19 protein-coding genes and 4 tRNA genes are annotated in these 17,482 nt (G+C 43.5%); 10 read left to right on the top strand and 13 right to left on the bottom strand.

What is annotated here, in order from left to right; genetic code table 11:
• Positions 1-401 precede the first annotated feature (401 nt).
• Together U5L75_00190 and U5L75_00195 are read right to left on the bottom strand one after the other, a co-directional pair.
• The gene (locus U5L75_00190; GenBank protein MDZ7725993.1) at positions 402-1,121 is read right to left on the bottom strand and encodes an aminotransferase class V-fold PLP-dependent enzyme; all 720 of its coding nucleotides are present in this window, start codon (positions 1,119-1,121) and stop codon (positions 402-404) included.
• Between the two features lie 26 nt (positions 1,122-1,147).
• Complete coding sequence (locus U5L75_00195) at positions 1,148-1,354, bottom strand: aminotransferase class V-fold PLP-dependent enzyme (protein MDZ7725994.1); 207 nt, start codon at positions 1,352-1,354, stop codon at positions 1,148-1,150.
• Between the two features lie 167 nt (positions 1,355-1,521).
• Between U5L75_00195 and infB the strand changes: the two genes are divergently transcribed.
• The 3 genes from infB to U5L75_00210 all read left to right on the top strand — a co-directional run bounded on the left by infB (position 1,522) and on the right by U5L75_00210 (position 3,445).
• Positions 1,522-3,048 carry a translation initiation factor IF-2 gene (gene infB / locus U5L75_00200; protein ID MDZ7725995.1) on the top strand — a complete coding sequence of 509 codons (1,527 nt, stop codon included), beginning with the start codon at positions 1,522-1,524 and terminating at the stop codon, positions 3,046-3,048.
• Between the two features lies 1 nt (position 3,049).
• A complete protein-coding gene (locus tag U5L75_00205) occupies positions 3,050-3,370 on the top strand; it encodes a ribosome-binding factor A (protein MDZ7725996.1) in 321 nt (106 codons plus the stop codon).
• A gap of 3 nt (positions 3,371-3,373) precedes the next feature.
• Positions 3,374-3,445 (top strand) — tRNA-Cys (locus tag U5L75_00210).
• A gap of 111 nt (positions 3,446-3,556) precedes the next feature.
• Here the strand turns inward: U5L75_00210 and U5L75_00215 are convergent.
• Positions 3,557-3,760 carry a hypothetical protein gene (locus U5L75_00215; protein MDZ7725997.1) on the bottom strand — a complete coding sequence of 68 codons (204 nt, stop codon included), beginning with the start codon at positions 3,758-3,760 and terminating at the stop codon, positions 3,557-3,559.
• Between the two features lie 149 nt (positions 3,761-3,909).
• Here U5L75_00215 and murE point away from each other — a divergent pair, with 149 nt between their 5' ends.
• Positions 3,910-5,220: a UDP-N-acetylmuramyl-tripeptide synthetase gene (murE, locus tag U5L75_00220; GenBank protein MDZ7725998.1), complete on the top strand. Its 1,311-nt coding sequence runs from the start codon at positions 3,910-3,912 to the stop codon at positions 5,218-5,220.
• A gap of 32 nt (positions 5,221-5,252) precedes the next feature.
• Here the strand turns inward: murE and U5L75_00225 are convergent, their stop codons facing one another.
• The gene (locus tag U5L75_00225) at positions 5,253-5,429 is read right to left on the bottom strand and encodes a hypothetical protein (protein ID MDZ7725999.1); all 177 of its coding nucleotides are present in this window, start codon (positions 5,427-5,429) and stop codon (positions 5,253-5,255) included.
• Between the two features lie 77 nt (positions 5,430-5,506).
• Here U5L75_00225 and U5L75_00230 point away from each other — a divergent pair.
• From U5L75_00230 to U5L75_00255, 6 genes are all read left to right on the top strand, one after another.
• Positions 5,507-5,589, top strand: a tRNA-Leu gene (locus tag U5L75_00230).
• 764 nt (positions 5,590-6,353) lie between these two features.
• A tRNA-Lys gene (locus U5L75_00235) sits at positions 6,354-6,426 on the top strand.
• 505 nt (positions 6,427-6,931) lie between these two features.
• The gene (locus tag U5L75_00240; GenBank protein MDZ7726000.1) at positions 6,932-8,236 is read left to right on the top strand and encodes a DUF6612 family protein; all 1,305 of its coding nucleotides are present in this window, start codon (positions 6,932-6,934) and stop codon (positions 8,234-8,236) included.
• A gap of 84 nt (positions 8,237-8,320) precedes the next feature.
• Positions 8,321-8,402 (top strand) — tRNA-Leu (locus U5L75_00245).
• 592 nt (positions 8,403-8,994) lie between these two features.
• On the top strand, positions 8,995-10,023 hold the full coding sequence (locus tag U5L75_00250) for an SPFH domain-containing protein (GenBank protein ID MDZ7726001.1): 1,029 nt from the start codon (positions 8,995-8,997) through the stop codon (positions 10,021-10,023).
• The gene (locus tag U5L75_00255; GenBank protein ID MDZ7726002.1) at positions 10,023-10,454 is read left to right on the top strand and encodes a hypothetical protein; all 432 of its coding nucleotides are present in this window, start codon (positions 10,023-10,025) and stop codon (positions 10,452-10,454) included. Before U5L75_00250 ends, U5L75_00255 begins: the two co-directional genes overlap by 1 nt.
• 250 nt (positions 10,455-10,704) lie before the next feature.
• On the opposite strand, the gene U5L75_00260 is transcribed toward U5L75_00255, so the two are convergent.
• The 9 genes from U5L75_00260 to gyrA all read right to left on the bottom strand — a co-directional run bounded on the left by U5L75_00260 (position 10,705) and on the right by gyrA (position 17,482).
• Positions 10,705-11,139, bottom strand: a complete 435-nt coding sequence (locus U5L75_00260) for a hypothetical protein (GenBank protein MDZ7726003.1) — start codon at positions 11,137-11,139, stop codon at positions 10,705-10,707.
• Between the two features lie 39 nt (positions 11,140-11,178).
• Positions 11,179-11,424 (bottom strand): hypothetical protein, encoded by a 246-nt coding sequence (locus tag U5L75_00265; protein ID MDZ7726004.1) that lies wholly within the window; start codon positions 11,422-11,424, stop codon positions 11,179-11,181.
• A gap of 99 nt (positions 11,425-11,523) precedes the next feature.
• Positions 11,524-11,877, bottom strand: a complete 354-nt coding sequence (locus tag U5L75_00270; protein MDZ7726005.1) for a hypothetical protein — start codon at positions 11,875-11,877, stop codon at positions 11,524-11,526.
• A gap of 125 nt (positions 11,878-12,002) precedes the next feature.
• Positions 12,003-12,308 carry a hypothetical protein gene (locus U5L75_00275; GenBank protein MDZ7726006.1) on the bottom strand — a complete coding sequence of 102 codons (306 nt, stop codon included), beginning with the start codon at positions 12,306-12,308 and terminating at the stop codon, positions 12,003-12,005.
• Positions 12,309-12,317: 9 nt separating this feature from the next.
• On the bottom strand, positions 12,318-12,632 hold the full coding sequence (locus U5L75_00280) for a hypothetical protein (GenBank protein MDZ7726007.1): 315 nt from the start codon (positions 12,630-12,632) through the stop codon (positions 12,318-12,320).
• A 48-nt stretch (positions 12,633-12,680) separates the two neighbouring features.
• Positions 12,681-13,133: a pilin gene (locus U5L75_00285; GenBank protein MDZ7726008.1), complete on the bottom strand. Its 453-nt coding sequence runs from the start codon at positions 13,131-13,133 to the stop codon at positions 12,681-12,683.
• A gap of 2 nt (positions 13,134-13,135) precedes the next feature.
• Positions 13,136-14,425 carry an extracellular solute-binding protein gene (locus U5L75_00290; GenBank protein MDZ7726009.1) on the bottom strand — a complete coding sequence of 430 codons (1,290 nt, stop codon included), beginning with the start codon at positions 14,423-14,425 and terminating at the stop codon, positions 13,136-13,138.
• A gap of 4 nt (positions 14,426-14,429) precedes the next feature.
• On the bottom strand, positions 14,430-14,960 hold the full coding sequence (locus U5L75_00295; GenBank protein ID MDZ7726010.1) for a methyltransferase domain-containing protein: 531 nt from the start codon (positions 14,958-14,960) through the stop codon (positions 14,430-14,432).
• Between the two features lie 62 nt (positions 14,961-15,022).
• Positions 15,023-17,482 (bottom strand): DNA gyrase subunit A, encoded by a 2,460-nt coding sequence (gene gyrA / locus U5L75_00300; protein MDZ7726011.1) that lies wholly within the window; start codon positions 17,480-17,482, stop codon positions 15,023-15,025.

Genomic DNA, 17,482 nt, shown 5'->3' on the forward strand with positions numbered 1-17,482 from the left:
CAATATACAACGTTTTCTGATTTTGTCAAAACGATCGCCGCTTTTCCGCTTCTGTTTCTTTGCCTTCAGATTAGACAGACGTTAGAGCTCGCTGTGTGCTTACACCTCTGTTCTTATCTCTCATTATAACAAGAGACACGAAAAGTAAAAACTTGAATTGAACTCGATCTATTTTGCGTTTTTAAAGACCTAAGAAAGTATTTCTTTTAAAACTTCTACGGTTTTTTCCACTTCTTTCTTTCTCTGTATTGAATCCAAATGAAAACCTCACGGAGCTCTCCGCACATTCTTCCTTTATAACGCGCAATACTTCTGACTCATTACCCTTTCTGCTTCGACAGGCACTTCCTCTGGAAACAAAAATTCCCTTAGCATCGAGAGATAAGACAAGCCATTCTGCATCAGCTCCTTTGAAGCACACATTTACAATGTGCGGAGTCATATTGTCTGTATTTCCGTTTATGCTCGCTTGGCTGATCTCTTTTGTTAATTCTTCGACAAAAAAATCGTGAGATCTCACCCAGGCGCTCGCTCTCTTCTTCTACTTTTTCTTGCGCGATTGAAAGCGCTATCCGCAAGCTCTCGATCGCCAGTATATTCTCAGTGCCGGGACGGAGTCCTTCTTCTTGGCCTCCTCCATATAGCAACGGATGTATTTCAACGCCCTCTTTAACAAAAAGTAAGCCTGAACCCTTTAATCCTCCTACTTTTGATCCGTCCAAAACCAATAGATCAACACCCAATTTCTGCACATTAAGATCAAAACAGGTTGCCGCCTGCGTTACGTCCAAAAGAAAATATGGATACTTTTCTCCTGTTTCGTGTCGTCTGAAATGTCGCAACGATCTAACAAGTTCTTCTACCGGTAAAATATTTCCGATCTCGCTGTTGACGTATGAAAACACAGCTAGACAAGTCTCCTTTCTTAGAGAGTCTTTAAATTCTTTATTATCAATTACTCCTTTTTCATTTGGGGTGAGATAAGTAACCTCAACACCCTCTATCTCTAACGCCCTCAGAGTTTCTAGAATTGCAGGATGTTCAATACTGCTGGTTACCACATGAGGAGTTTCGAATAATTCTTTTGCTTTTTTTACGGTACCTTGAATTGCAATATTCAATGACTCTGTAGAACCTGAAGTAAAAGTTATTTCTTCCGGAAGTACGCCAAAACATGAGCGGTCTCTTTTCTCGCTTTGGCTATTCTTGATCTGGCTTCAACTCCCTTTTTGTGTATCGAAGATGGGTTCGCAAAATGTTCCAATGAATCATTAATTTGCGTCAATACTTCACTTCGTACCGGCGCGGATGCTGCATAATCCAGATATATTTGATCGTTTTTAAAATCTTTCATTATTTCTATATTACCAGAACAGCTTAACAAAAACTTGTCAGAGAGCAATTTTGTCGGTATAATCAACCGATAGTTTAAGCAAAGGCGTTGCTTATTACTTCTCCAACTAAAACAACCTCGAACAAGCTAACGCTAGTGCTGATTAAAAGAGCTTAATTACATGGCCTATGACTGAGAACACTTCAACAACTAAAAAAGAAAGGAATGATCTGCCGGATCGACCTCCGGTTATAACTGTTATGGGTCATATCGACCATGGTAAGTCACAGCTGTTGGACCATATTCGACATACAAACGTAGTCGAAGGCGAAAGTGGCGGGATCACTCAGCACATCAGCGCTTACGAGGTTGTACACGAGTCCAAGGAACACGGCACTAAAAAAATAACTTTTCTTGACACACCGGGGCACGAAGCCTTTCAAGCCGTGCGAGCACACGGAGCTCAGGTGGCTGATATAGCGATTCTTGTGGTTGCGGCGGACGAAGGTGTCAAACCGCAAACAAAGGAGGCACTAGAAACTATAAAGGCCGCTGGGATTCCGTATATCGTAGCCCTTAACAAGATAGATAGACCGGAAGCCAGCACCGAAAGAACAAAAATGTCCCTCTCAGAGCACGAAATATATATTGAGGAATATGGCGGTGACGTGCCTTGCGTTCCCATTTCTGCCAAAACCGGCGAAGGACTAGACGTCCTCTTAGATATGATCCTCTTAGTCGCTGAGCTTGAAGAGCTAAAGGGAGACCCGGAAGACGATCCGACGGGGGTCATCATAGAAAGTAACGTAGACCAAAGAAAAGGTGTTTCTGCTACTCTTATAATAAAGAATGGAACAATAGAGACCGGCAATTTTATAGTGGCCGGGGATGCTTACGCGCCGATACGTATTATGGAGGATTTCGTCGGAAAGAAAATTCCTCAAGCTAGTTTTTCTATGCCAGTTCGCATTGTGGGATTCAATAAACCTCCAGCGGTCGGTTCGACTTTTCAAATAGTGAAAAACAAGAAAGAAGCGGAGGCGCTAGTTAAAGAAAATGTGACTGAAAGAAAACAGGCATCGACTGAGATGGCAACAGGAGAGAAAAAAGAGATCGTTTTTCCACTCATCATCCGTGCTGACGTTCAAGGGTGTCTCGAGGCCATAAAGCATGAGTTTAACAAAATCGAAAGCGATTTGGTGGAGATCAAGATAGTTAGCGAAGGCGTAGGTAGTATCAGTGAAAGTGACGTAAAGATGGTAGCCGGTAATGATCACTCAACAATCCTTGGTTTTAGAACTCCGATAGACGCCGGTGTCAGTGATGTCGCCGAACGAATGAATGTCGAAATTGAAACTTTTGACGTTATTTACAAGCTCACAGAGTGGCTCGGAGAAAAAATAAAAGAGATCACGCCGCTACAAGAAATAGACGAGGAGTTGGGACAAGCCAAAATACTCAAGAACTTTAGCAGAAGTAAAAATAAGCAAGTTTTGGGCGGCAAAGTAACCGAAGGCAAACTAACCAAAGGAGATAGGATAAAAATACTTCGCAGAGGTGAAAACGTTGGACGAGGCAGAATCTTAGAGTTACAATCACAGAAGATAAAAACGAATGAAGTACATGAAGATTCGGAGTTCGGCACCATGCTCGAGACAAAGGAAGATGTGTCGTCCGGAGACACATTGGTAGCTTTCAAAACTGTAGAGAAATAGCATGACAATACGTCAGAAAAAAGTGGCAGAGCTTATACACAAACTCGCCGCCGAATATGTCTCGCGCGAAGCAAATTCGCTCTCTATGATAACCGTAACCGGAGCCGATATTTCTCGTGACTTGGTTAATGCTAAAGTCTTCTTTACGGTTTTACCGGAAGACAAAGAAGAATCGGCGAGTGAATTCCTGGAAAGGAAAAAATATGATTTCAGAGAGTACGTACGCAAGAGTACTTCACTCAAAATACTACCAAAAATAGATTTTGCCCTTGACCTTGGCGAGAAAAACCGTCAACGTATTGAAGAACTTTCAAAAAAGTAAACTGGCACGGTGGCGAAGTGGTAACGCAGCGGTCTGCAAAACCGCGATTCACGGGTTCGATTCCCGTTCGTGCCTCAATTTCTAATTCTTCTCTAGGAGTTCTAATGTCTAATAAAAGTAAAAAATAAGGGCCACTGAGTATTCAGTGGCCCTGTGTGGGAGAGCAGTGATATTTTCTAGTGGGTCTTATCGCGTCAATCTTACAAGCGCGCCGGCTCGATTGATCTCGCGAATGGCTTGCAGTGTAAGGTCGGCGTGCCTACAGGCATCTCTCTCGCTAAAGCCCTCTTTTCTCTTATGTTCGCGGGCGTTCATCCAGGTGCGCTTCTCCTCGTCTGTACGTCCACGAACCGGCAGTTGAAGCAACTTGACCTTTTTTGCATTTCTCATAACTGCTCCACTAAGCAACATTAGAGGCTTGTTGACTGACCACTCTCCCAACCGGGAGTTTAAATTAACGAGAGAAAATTAGCAAGAAAATATTTTTGCCCTTAAGTTGATAACATAGATTACAATTTTGTTTTATACTAGAGATAAGTATGAAAAAGCTTATCAAAAGGTTGCTTCCGGAAAGATCGCTGCTTTTTTATCACTATTTAGTAGCTATATTCGCCGCCATACGCTTTGGCTTTCCATCACGCGACATGGTTGTAATAGGTGTTACCGGTACAAAGGGCAAAACCTCGGCAGCAAACTTCATTTGGTCTGTTCTGCAAATGAGCGACTATAAGACCGGCATCATCACAACGGCCAATATTCGCATCGGGCACAAAGAGATAACCAACGATATGCATATGACAATGCCCGGCCGATTTGCTATTCAAAAACTTCTCAGTGAGATGGCAGAGGAAGGATGTACGCACGTAGTGGTAGAAACTACTTCAGAGGGCCTTAAGCAGTTCCGACACGTAGGCATAAATTACGATTACTGTATATTTACGAACCTCTATCCTGAACACCTATCTTCGCACGAAGGAAGTATGGAAAAATATAAAGAACAAAAAGGGGTTCTGTTCAAAACTCTTTCGCGTTCCCGTCGCAAGGTAGTAAATAACAGACGTATTGCCAAGGTAAACATAGTCAATCGTGACAGTGACTACGCCGAATATTTCGGATCATTCAAGGCCGATCATAAAACAGACTTTTCAATTGAAGAAAAATCAGACTTTCAAGCCAAAAATATAGAGGATACTGAGCTCGGAGTCGCCTTTAAGGTCAACGGAGACAAATACGAGATCTTGATCCCTGGCAAATTTAATGTGTATAACGCCCTCCCTGCCATAGCCGTGGCAAAAGAAGAGAAAATTCCCAAAGAAAATGTCGCCAGAGGACTAAAGCAACTAAGCATTATTCCCGGACGAATGGAAAGGATAGACGTGGGTCAAAATTTCTTTACCTTTGTCGACTACGCTCACGAACGTGAAAGTATGCGACAATCTCTAGAAACGGCCAGCTCCATCGTGCGTCCAAGCGATCGAATAATAGTTCTCTTAGGAGCCGAGGGAGGCGGTAGAGACATCGCCAAGCGCAGTGCTATGGGAGAAGTAGCGGCTAGTATTGCTGACTGCGTTGTCGTATCTAACGTTGACCCCTATGATAGCGACCCGGAAGAAATACTGGAAGATATCGCCCGAGCCTCGGAAGAACACGGAAAGGTTCGCGACAAAGATCTTTTTGTTATAGAAGATCGGCGCGAAGGAATACGAAAGGCGCTTTCACTAGCGCGTCCGGATGACATCGTAATGATAACCGGCAAAGGATCTGAGCAATCCATCATAATAGGAAATAAAAAAATTCCCTGGGATGACAGAGAAGTAACCCAGGAAGAGCTTCTTAATATGAAAAAATAAAGCGTCCCGTGGGACGCTTGTGAGAATTTGGTCTACCTCGATATTATCAAGGCAAACTGAGTAGCAAGAACTGAAACCGTGAAATAATACGGTATTAACTTTTTAACCTTCCCTGCCGGCATGCCGCCTATTACTAGAAGTAGAACGGGTACAGAGGTCGCGATCATAGCAACCAAAACCACCCAAACGGAAAGTTGTATTCCTGTCATTTCTACCTCCTATGTTTGGCAAGAAAACCTTTGCGTTTTATATCAGCTTTAAGTAAAGTATTCAATAGTGAATATTTGCCCGGGTGGCGGAATAGGTAGACGCGCGAGACTTAAAATTTCGTAACCTTTGGTTGTGCGGGTTCGATTCCCGCCCCGGGCACAACGAACAAAGTGAGTTGGTAGAAAGCTCATTTCTGAGCTTTCGTGCGGGAATCGAAAAGGTTCTCCCATATCCCTCACCAGTTTTCTGGTGGGGGATGGGAAACCTGCACAGATCCTGTAAGGTTGAGCTGCGAGCGAGCGCAGCAACGAAAAACCTTTTGAGATATTTTGTGAGATACCGAAACAAAATATCCAAAAGGTGTACTGATCTCGTGAATCGATTCGCCCCGGGCACTAATAAAACCAATGGAAGTAGCAAGCAAACAGTTTGCTTCGGTGAACGAAATCGAAAAGGTTGAGTAGTCGGACGGAACGAAGTGATACGACACGATACCGATTGTAGTTCAGATTCCCGCCCCGAGCACAAGAGAGTGAAGCGAGCGTAATGCTCGGGAGCATGCAAACTGCTTTGTGTGCGATGAAGAATCAAAAAATTGATTCTTGCAAAAAGTGTTTTTTCAACGTAGAATGTTTTTCGTCTATTTTTGGAAAAGCAATCTAGCAACCTGCGATAGGAAAATTTGATTCAAGATCCTGAGGTTATACAATAGCTAGAGTGTAGATATTAGACCCGCCCATAGCTCAGTTGGATAAAACAGAAACTGCTTTCTGTTTTATCCGGTTCCGCGTAAGCGGAAACTTCCGTTGTTGAGCGTAGCGAAACAGGAAGTAGGAGGAAGAGTTTACTCTAACAACTGAGCATTTCGGGGACAGTACATAAGCACTGGTACCATCGCGTGGTATAGTGGTACAAATAATTAACCGCCCATAGCTCAGTTGGTAGAGCAGTTGCCTTTTAAGCAAACGGTCCTAGGTTCGAATCCTAGTGGGCGGACACGAAAGAAGTGAGGGGACGACCAAGCAAACAAATAGTTTTGTTTGCGTCTAGGATGAGAAGAGGTCGAATATATCGCGCGCAGTACAGCGAGCACGATTTGAGACCTGTACCGAATCCGTAAGATTCGAATCCTGAGTCGGGCGGACACGAAAGAAGTGAGGGGACGACCAAGCAAACAAATAGTTTTGTTTGCGTCTAGGATGAGAAAAGGCTCAAATGGTCCGGGGGACTGTTTGAGAAGGTTGCCAGATAGTTTGAGAGCTTGCGAACCAAACTATCGACAACCTGTACAGCTCCTGTAAGGAGGAATTAATCGGGCGCAGCTTGGCGAGCACGATTTGAGACCTGTACCGAATCTGTAAGATTCGAATCCTGAGTCGGGCGGACACGAACAAAGTGAGAGGACGACCAAGCAAGCAAATAGTTTTGTTTGTTTTAGTGTGGATAACAAAAGAAGATCGTGCGTGTAGAATGCAATAGTAACATTTAAATATAAAATTTTATGAATAAGCAACTAACTGATTACGTACGCACCCAACTCGAAGCAGGAGTGTCACGCGAAGACATCACTCGGGCTTTAAAATCCGAAGGCGGATGGACAGAAGAAGAAATTGACAAGGCATTAAAGATCGTTGAAGGCGACCTTGGCAATACAAGCTCTGCTGACCAGGAACAGCCTGAGACTAGAACAGAGAACATCACTAGTAGCCAAGCAAGCTCTTCTGCTCCTCTCCTGGTTGGGGTAGTGGTACTCCTTTTTGTGGGAGGAATAGCTGGTGCTGCTTATTTTAGAAATCATATTCCCTTCTTAAATTTTAGCGAACGCCCACCAGAAGATCTGCTCGAAAGAATAGGTCAAGCTTATAAAGAGCTTGATTCCTTTTCATTTTCAACTCAAGCGGATATCACGACGGAAGGACCTATGTCTTACTTTGATCCTCTTGCCAAGGAAGACCCTTCGGAGTTAGTTTCAATGGATTATTCCGTGAATATTGACGGCGGTTTTGATGTCTCGGATGTTAATTCAATAACGGCTACTATGAATGCATCAATGGAAACTTCTACTTCTGAAAACTTCAAGGCCGGTAGTAATGACTTTGATTCTGAATTGGCGATCAGATTTATAGACAATACGCTGTATATAAATCTAGCTAAAGCCCCGAATATTGGATTTTTCTCCTTGTCTCCGTTTGAAAACCAGTGGATCTCTATAGACCCAGAAAGTAGTGAGGAATTTGGTTACTCTATTTCAGAAGAAGAACTCGACAAAAACGTAGAAGAAGTGATCGCTCAAGCAATGGAAGTGGCCGGACAGCTAAAAGAAATTAACGCCGAACACGGAGGTTTTGAAGTAGCCTACGAAGGAACCGAAAGGATAGAAGGCGACAGTTCTTATCATTTTGCTATAGGCATAAACAAGGAAAATATTTACGACACACTCGTCGCTATATCAGAAGAATTTAGCGTGGAAGGCGAAGAAGTTAATTATCCACCGCGTTCAGAACTAGAAGAAATGCTGAAACCAGTTGAAAACGTATCTTTAGACGTTTACGTTAGCAAATCAAACTATCTCGTCACAAAAGAATCGTTAAGCGCTGAGTACAGTGATGACGAAGAAGCTAGCGGCACTATGAACGTAACTACAACCTACTCCAACTTCAATGAACCATTAAACGTCGAAGCTCCAGAAGACGCTAGGTCATTTGAAGATGTACTCAATGAGATGTTCGGTCCTATGATGAACTCACAGATGAATACTGGAGTAAATCAAGGTGACGGCTCAGATTCTTTTGAGATTGATAGCTGAAGCAACTTCTAGAATCTTAGAATCAAAATAGTGGGTTAATAACTTGAGTAAAGTATATAGCTTTGCTATGCTTGGTGACATCACGCCGGGGTGGCGAAATTGGTAGACGCGCCAGTCTTAGGAACTGGTGGAGCAATCCATGGAGGTTCGAGTCCTCTCCCCGGCACACGAACAAAGTGAGTGTGACGGGGAAGCAGGCAAACTGCTTTGCCTGCGTGAGAGGACTCGAGAATGAGCATATCGCAGCGGAGCTTGTGACACATACGAGATCTGTACAGGTTCTGTAAGAACCGAGTCCTCTCCCCGGCACACGAACAAAGTGAGTGTGACGGGGAAGCAGGTAAACTGCTTTACCTGTGCGAGGACGAGAAAAGGCTGAGTTTATCGCAACGAGTCCGCAGGACGAAGTGTCAGTCTGTACCGAACCGAAGTCGACTCCCCGGCACAGGTTGAGCGCAGCGAAAGCTGGGCCGGGAGAAAGACAATTTCTTGTCTTGCGTGAGAGGGCTCGAAAAGATCGAGTATATCGAGCGCAACTCTGTGAGCACGATACGAGATCTGTACAGGTTCAGTAAGAACCGAGTCCTCTCCCCGGCACAAGTGAGTCCGCGAACGCAGTGACGGGAGCAGGTAAACTGTTTTGCCTGCGTGATTTGTTGTATCTCTTTTTATATTTGACAAAAAGTGTTTTTATAGTATAATCTCAAGCAGAACTAACTTACGTTTCTTGACATAACTCAACACGAAAGGAGTTAAAAATGAAAAGCTACTTCGACATTCTCGGAGCCTACTTTGACGTTGAAGGATTCAACAGATCACAAGAGCAAAGCGAGACCTTTGTCATTCCCAAGGTAGAAAGTTACATCCTTGGGGCTATAATTTCGACAGCATTCGCGATTGTAGCTTGGATCCTACTGCTAGTTACCTTCGGCATGCTTTCGATAGATCTCAATATCGCATTGAGTTTGTTGATGGCAATTGGCGTATGGATGGTGGTCTTCGCAGGCGGCCTGGTAAGCATTGAAGTGGGGTTTCTGGGAGTCATCGTAATTCTGGGTGAGCGTATTAAAAATGCTCATCTAGGTGAAGGTGTCTTCTGGCTCATCCCCTTCTTCACCAGCTCAGAGTACGTGGACGCCCGACAACAGCATAAAGATACCCACGTTAACCAAGCGCTAACAAAAGGAACAGGCAAGGTAGGCAAAGTAGACTTGGACGTGGATGTAAACTCTGCATGGCTAGTGGACAATCCGTACAGACGACTGAACGTCAATATGGCAAACATTGAAGGTTTAGTAGATGATGCTATAAGGAGCTCAGTTGTAAGCGTAATTGGACGTCACACCAGAAAACAGGTTTTTAGAAAACACCAAAAAATATCCAAAGAAACTAAATACGGAGAAGGCGTTAGTGAGCTTAGTGTAGAAATCGCGAAAGAGATCGAGGGAAACATCGCAACTTTTGGCGGAAAGATCGTTAGGGTCTACATCTCTACCCTCCTGCCGGACGCAAAACTGATAGAACAAGAACGCCGGGTGGCAATTGAGGAAGCACAACGAGACGCTGAGCGAATTCAATCCCAGCACGTAATCGATGAAGTAAATAAAATCGCAAAGGAAACGGGGGCGTCCAAAGAACAAGCGGGTCAGTGGTTCCTTGCACAAATTGATAAGGCCGAAATCAAGGTTGATCAGAACAACTTCAACGTAAACACAGAAACTCTTGACGCTCTCAAGGTAATTAGCGATTCCGTGATCAACAAGATCTTGGGGAAACAAGGTGACTAATGGCTGAAGATAACCAGGAGTCCACGGAGTTTGTCAGAGAAGCAAAGCCCGGTTCGGCAAAAATTAGCAAAGGATGGATAAATGCCGGTGCAGGGATCATCGCTGTCGTGTTGATTGTCGTCCTGTTTAGCGCCCTTTTTTCGAACGATAACGGTGGTCAATCCCAAGAAACACGCGAAGCCAGAGAAAGACAAGAGGAAAGAGAAAGGCTAGAAGAGAGAGAAGCCGAAGAGAGAGAGGCAGCGAGGCTCGCACGACGGGAAAACAAGATCCAAACTACCAGAGATTTTATCTCTGGACCTTGGATAAAGGACGGGGGTGAAGGAGATACCATTGTCTACACCGACGGTTTTGACATCGACCAAGATACCGGAGAGCTTGAATCATTCGCACGCAGTGGCGCTACTCAGCTTCGTAAGGAGAGTGGATGAGGCTCGGACTTATGCAAACTCATTCTCCTGCGAAACATCAGAGATCGGTTTCGAGATTAATCAGCTTACGAAGCAAATCTGATTCGGGAAGCGGTGCGCTCTACTTCGAGATGACGCCAACCTGAGAAGGACAGACGATCCTCTTGGTTTCACCGGTAGGTACAAATACAAAAATCAGTGGAAGGAGATAACGTTTGTAGCACATTGAAATTTAAGGCGTGAGTATCAAACTTGATACTCACGCCTTCTTTTATATTAGCATTTTTGCTAGCTTAGGATCACAACCACCCCCGCCCGGATCTACTCCTCCTGGCGAAGTTGGTAAAGTTGGTGTTGGCGGCGGATCAGTAAATCCGGTTCCGCCTAAAATTGATTTTTGCAAAATGCTTACAATCCCCCATATGGATACCATCATAAAGAGAGCTATAACGCCCCAAAACATAATTCTTTTTCCTCTTTCGCTGGCATCTTCATCTCCGGCTTTAAAAATATAGATAACTAAACCGTAAAGAAAACCAACTAGACCCAATCCAACCATAAGCGGCACGAGGGCCTCTATAATTTTTTGCATCGCTTCTATGAGGGTAAGTATTGTAGCGTTCTGAGCCTTGACCAATATCGGGAAGAAAAATAAAAAAAGAGTTGTAGATATAAAAATGTTTTTTTGTTCTATATTTTTTTTCATAACTTATATTTTGAAAATACTAAATATAAAAATCATATTTTATATTGTACTTATACCAAACGTATTAAGGACGAGGTTAATTAAACTAACCGCCGCAACCATTATAAAGATACCAAGAATACCATACAACATATGCTTTTTTCCTTTCTCGCGAGCTTCATCATTTGAGCTATTGGCGACAAACTGAAGAAGACCCCAAGCAAACACTAGAGCCGCAAGCGCGAACAAAAGCACTATCAAGGGGTTGATAATAACTGCATTTAATCTAGCCACAAATTCAGCCATGTTGACTATCATAATACCACAGAAACATAAAAACCGCCCTGTGAAGAACGGTTTTTATAACGATCTTGTAGTACACATCTTCTAAAGATGCATATCTACCTAATTACTCGGAGGCTGTGGAGGAGTAACAGAACCTCCGGTATTAATACCAAATGCACCACTTAGCACTTCGATAATACCCCAAACAGCTACAGCAGCAAACAAACCAACGATTCCGGCTATCATGATTCTACGACCATCCGCTTGGCTTTCTTCATTCCCTGCTGCAAAGATGTATTTTACAAGACCATAAAGAAACGCAACCAAAGCAACTCCGACTAGTAGAGGTACTAGGGCGTTGACTATATCCTGAATACTACCAACAAGAGTGTCAAACCAAACGAGTTCTTGTGCGTGTGCCACAGAAGGCGCAACAAGAAGTACAGGCGCTATTAGTTTTAAAAACTTTTTCATTTTAAGATGTTTTCTATCTAAACTATTAATGTTAATTGTACAAAAACGACCTCTGTTCAGTACTGTAGAAATACTACCAAATAAAGCTCTGTTTTTCTACGCAACCTGTGGATTATTCAAACAAGCTAAACACTCAAAAAGGTGTTGGTAAGTATAGTCACAATGCCCCAGAAAGAGACAACCATAAATAGAGCTATGATGCCCCAGAACATTATACGCTTGCCTTCTTCCAAATTGTCGCTACTGCCTAGGGAAAATACAAATCTGGCTAGCCCATAAAGGAACATGAGAAGAATAAGGGCTATGACCAGAGTAAACAAAGGATCAATAATACTAATAAGCAAATCGACAAGCTGAGCAAATGTTGTTGGCTGGGCAAAGACAAGGTTTGGGAATAGCAGTATTGTCGTGATGAATAGAGATCTCTTCATATAAATGTCTTACTTTAATGATTCAATGGTACCTTGAATAAGCTGTGATATGGCTTCGGCTCCCAAAAGTATAAGCGCACCCAAAAGGGCATAAGTGATAGCTCTTTTGGCTTTATCAAGTTTCTCTGTATTGCCTTGGGCGGTGACAAAAAGGAAACCGGCGTATATCACTGAAAGCACCACGATCGGAGTAGCAAGCAGAATGAGCGCTTCAATAATTATATTTAAAAGCGAAAGCAGGGTCTCATCGCCAAGAGGATTACCTATATTGATATCAGATTGGGCTAATAAGTATTCTTTATAATTTTGCCACCATTCCTTCATATGTTTTGTATTTGACGCTACTCTATTTGTGCTTAAATGTAAATTAAATTACCCACCATAATCCTCTAAGAACTGATTGAAATTGGTTTCCACGCCAAGTGCAGAGACAATTACCTGTACCAAAAGGTAGGCTCCAAAGACCAGCACTAAGCCGATGGCGACGTTGGTAAAGATCTTTTTGGCAGCTTCTGTTTGAGAAGTATCCCCCGCGGCTGTAGCATACCTGAATCCCGCCCAAGCAAAGAAAACCGTCGCTAGAGATAAAGAAAAGACCAAGAGAAATCCCATTATGTTGGCAATTAATTGCAAGAAATCATCAAAACCGCATTCCGTGGCGGCATCTTCTCCCGTACAGGCTTCGGGTACAAGCGTAAAATCTTTTTTCTCTACCTCTGTACTGCCCACCGGTTCAATTGTCTCCTGCGCGAAAAGACTATCTGTAGGCAAAAACATTCCCAAAACTAAAGATAGAATTAAAAAGGATTTTAGAAAATTAGCCATAATTATCTACCAAACATATTATTTATCTCTCGAGACAAGCGATCCAAGGCTGATTTTGCGTCTCTCGCGTTAGATCGTACCGACTCCACCATTCTCTTGAATGCCCGATACGTTTCTCTGCGATCGGGATCAAACCAAGTCTTGGTTATAAGAGTTGAGTCAACGAACACGCGCGAAGATGCCTTTGTTGGATCTTCGGCAAGGAGAGAGTTATGAACGGATGGCAGCCCGGTGCGCTCGTCTAGAAGCTCTAAACCGGACTGACTCGATAGAGCGTAAAGGGCGTTAAACGCGACATCTGTATTATCTGAGTTGCGTATCACCGCAAATCCATACAAATCACCAAAAGTTACCCTCCTTGAGCTCGACTGCACTTGCGGCATCATAGAAACCCCAAAAGAAAGATTGGGGTTGGCATCGATTAGCTCGCTCTCCTCTGAGGCAAAGCCAAAGTACAACGCAAGATCTTCGGCTAGGAAAGATTCGCGAGAAGAAGGTAGAGATGAGTTCCACGTATAGGCACCTCTCTCCGGATTGGCAAATTCGGTATAGAAATTAAGTGCTTCCGAAGGTGGTAAAGAAAGTTCATCTGTTACTTGTGAAAATGAAGCCCGGTGACTGCCTTCGCTTCCGGTAACTATAGGAGATCCGGACTGCATCAAAAGTAACGAAAGAATATCTTTTGCGTTCGTTATGTTGTCATACGTACCTAGAGATACGGCGCTCCGAGAAATATCGAGAAAGCCATCGGTCTGAGTAATTCGTTCGCTAAAATCACGCATTTCATCCCAATAACTAGGCGGAGAAGAAATAAGCTCAGAAGACAATATAGAACGATTCCAGTACATAACCATTGGGTCCACTACGGCGGGCAGGGCATAGAATCCATCGGCGCCTTCAAAGATCTCCGCAGCCTGTATATAGGTGTCGTAATAATCAGAAGCGCTATAATTTTCAAACGGTATTTTATATACCCGGTTGCGGTGCTCGTATATTGAGTCGTGTTTGAGCAGGATCAGATCCGGCCCATTACCGTCGGCCAGTGCCTCAACAAGAGTCTGGTCAAAATTCTCGGGGCGAATTTCCCTATAATTTATTTTTTCCAAATAAGGATCATCTATTTCGTTTTCGTCGAGATAGGTAAAGTACTCAGCCGGCAATGAGCCCCACATATCAATTTCAGGAATATTTCTATCGCTATTAAAGGTTTGGTAAAGAGCAAAGCTGGCCACACCAACAACAGCTCCGATACCAAAAATGAATAATAAGATTGTCTGAAAACTGTTTTTCATCTATTTATTTCTTAATGAATATAAGACCATAATGGTGCGCGCCCGCGCTAATTTCTTTTTCAAACTTAAAACCTACCTCTGTAGCAATATTCTTTACTTCCTCAGCCGAAACAACATTTTCTGGCGGTGGTCCCATCCCCCTAAAAGATTCACTCCAGTCTATCACCAACAACCGACCTTCCGGCTTTAATATGCGAAATGCTTCTTTTAAAAAAGCGGGTCTGTCGTCAGTCTGGAAAAGGACATTTGATGCTACTGCTGAATCGAGCGAGCTATCATCTAGCTCAATTCCCTTTTCACGCTCTATGTCAGCTACTAACGGAGCTATATTGGTATATCCTTCTTTTGTCGCGCGTGTTGATAATTCCTTAAGAATATCCTTTTGTATATCAACAGCATAAACTGCGCCGGGCAAACCGACTGCTTCGGCTAATACAAATGTATGCGCCCCGGAACCTGCTCCCAGATCAGCTACCTCGTCACCTTCTTTCGGACCTAGTTGCTGAATATTGTACTCAGGATCTGAAAAATACATTATCTTCAGTATAGCGTATTTTAATTATAAATGAGTCAACAAAATGTGGAGAAAATACCGCGTTAAAGCGCCACCACGGAAGCCACCGAATCTTGAGCACGCAATTTCATAAGACGCACTCCCTGAGTTTGGCGTCCGAGTCTAGGAATATCGTCAGAAGCCATCCTTATTACCTGGCTCTTCTTCGATATGGCCACTACTTCCTCAGTTTCTTCGTCGAGAATTTTAGCGGACACTAATTTACCGGTTTTGCTATTGAGCTTTACGGTTTTAATTCCGGAACCGCCTCTTTTTTGAATTTTGTATTCATCAACCGGAGTTTGTTTCCCATATCCGTTCTCACTAACAACGAACACATTCGCCCCTTTTGTGTTTTTGCTAATGACCCCGGACCCTACGACATGATCATCTTTGCCAAGCTTGATCCCGCGGACACCGCCGGCCGCGCGTCCCATCTCTCGAATGTCAGACTCCTTGAACCTTATAGCCTGTCCTTCTTTAGTAGCCACCATTACGCTTTCTCCAGACTCTACAAAACCAGTCGCGATAAGTCGATCCGTAGCTCCCAATTTTATAGCTAAGATCCCCGAGCGCCTCACATCATGAAAGCTCTCCGCGTTAACCTTTTTAATAACACCTTCTCGAGTAACCATCATAACCGAGCAATCACTCGCCTTCACGTCTTTGTGCATAGCCAACACGCTGGTTACGTGCTCTCCGTGTTCCAAAGAAAGGAAATTCATAACTGACTTACCTTTGGTAGCGCGCTTGCCTTCGGGCAGATCATACATTTTCATTTGATAAACCTTTCCGGCGTCAGTAAAGAAGAGCAGGTCTGAGTGTAGATTGGTCGTGATAAAGGTCTGAACAAAGTCTTCTTCTTTTGTATTCATATCAACGACACCAACTCCGCCTCGTTTCTGACGTTTGAATTCGTCCGGAGAGGATCGTTTTATATAACCACCGGAAGTAAGCACCAAGACGTTTTCATCATCCGGCACCAAGTCTTCTACCGAGAGATCTTTTAGTTCTCCCTTGATGATCTTAGTACGACGTTCATCACCGTATTTATCGGCTATTTCTTTGGTTTCATCTTTTATAACTCCCTTGATCTTCTTCGGACTTTCAAGAAGGGCGCGTAATTCCTTGATGAGTTTTTGCACGCTCTTCAGTTCGTCTTCGATTTTTTGTCTTTCCAATCCAGCCAAGCGCTGCAGTTGCATAGCGAGGATAGCTTCAGTCTGTCTGTCGGAGAACTTGAATTTCTTTATAAGGTTGCTTTTCGCGACATCGCGATCCTTGGATTTTTTAATTATCTGGATTATTTCATCAATATGATCCAGAGCTTTTTTCAGTCCCAAAAGTATATGCTCTCTTTCCAGAGCTCGATCCAGATCATATTGAGTACGCCGTACGATGACCTGACGACGATGCTCTATGAATTCTTCGAGAATGGTCTTCAAAGAAAGCGTCTGCGGAACCCCATCTACCAGAGCGACTATATTGAAGTGGAAGGTGTCTTCCAATTGTGTATGTTTGTAGAGATAGTTAAGAACTTTTTGCGGATGAGCGCCGCCTTTGAGTTCAACTACGATCCTGGTGTCATCCCAATCCGTAGATTCATCACGCAGTCCCTTTATTCCCTCAAGTTTCTTATCACGAACAAGATCGGCTATTTTTATGACCAAATTAGCTCTATTCACCCGATACGGAATCGAGGTAATAACTATTTGAAAATTCCCCTTTTTGTCTTCAACTATTTCCGCTTCTCCTCTAGTGACAACACCACCACGACCATTCGCGTAAGCTTGTTTTATATCTTTAAAATTGAACGCTATTGCTCCGGTTGGATAATCGGGACCCTTAACAAACTGCAATAGATCTTCAGTTGTGGCCTTAGGATTATCTACAAGATGCAAAATAGCGTCGGAAATTTCACGCAAATTGTGCGGAGGTATATTCGTTGCCATTCCCACGGCGATACCGAGAGTTCCGTTTAATAGAAGGTTTGGCACAGCGGAAGGAAGTAGAGACGGTTCACGGCGCGTACCTTCATAGTTTGGCCTCCAATCTACAGTATCCTTTCCAATATCACGGATCAGTTCTTGGGCAATTTTTGACATTTTTGCCTCGGTATATCTGGACGCCGCCGGCGGATCTCCATCAATAGAACCAAAGTTACCTTGGCTCACTATCAAGGGATAACGCATACTAAAAGGCTGGCTTAAGTTGACCATAGCGTCATAAACAGCCATATCACCGTGCGGGTGATAGTTACCGGTGACGTCACCGGTGATTTTCGCGGACTTACGAGTTTTACCGCCAGGGTTAAGCCCTAGTTCATGCATTGTGTATACAATACGGCGATGAACCGGCTTTAGACCGTCACGCACGTCCGGCAAAGCCCTCGAGACTATCACCGACATAGCGTAGTCGAGGTATGACTCTTTCATTTCGGCAATGATCTTTCGAGAAATTATGCCTTTCTTGTTTTCTTTATTTTCTTCGTTTTTCTCGGTCAT

The organism is Candidatus Campbellbacteria bacterium (assembly GCA_034521025.1).
GTDB lineage: Bacteria > Patescibacteriota > Minisyncoccia > Phycocordibacterales > JAXHMZ01 > JAXHMZ01.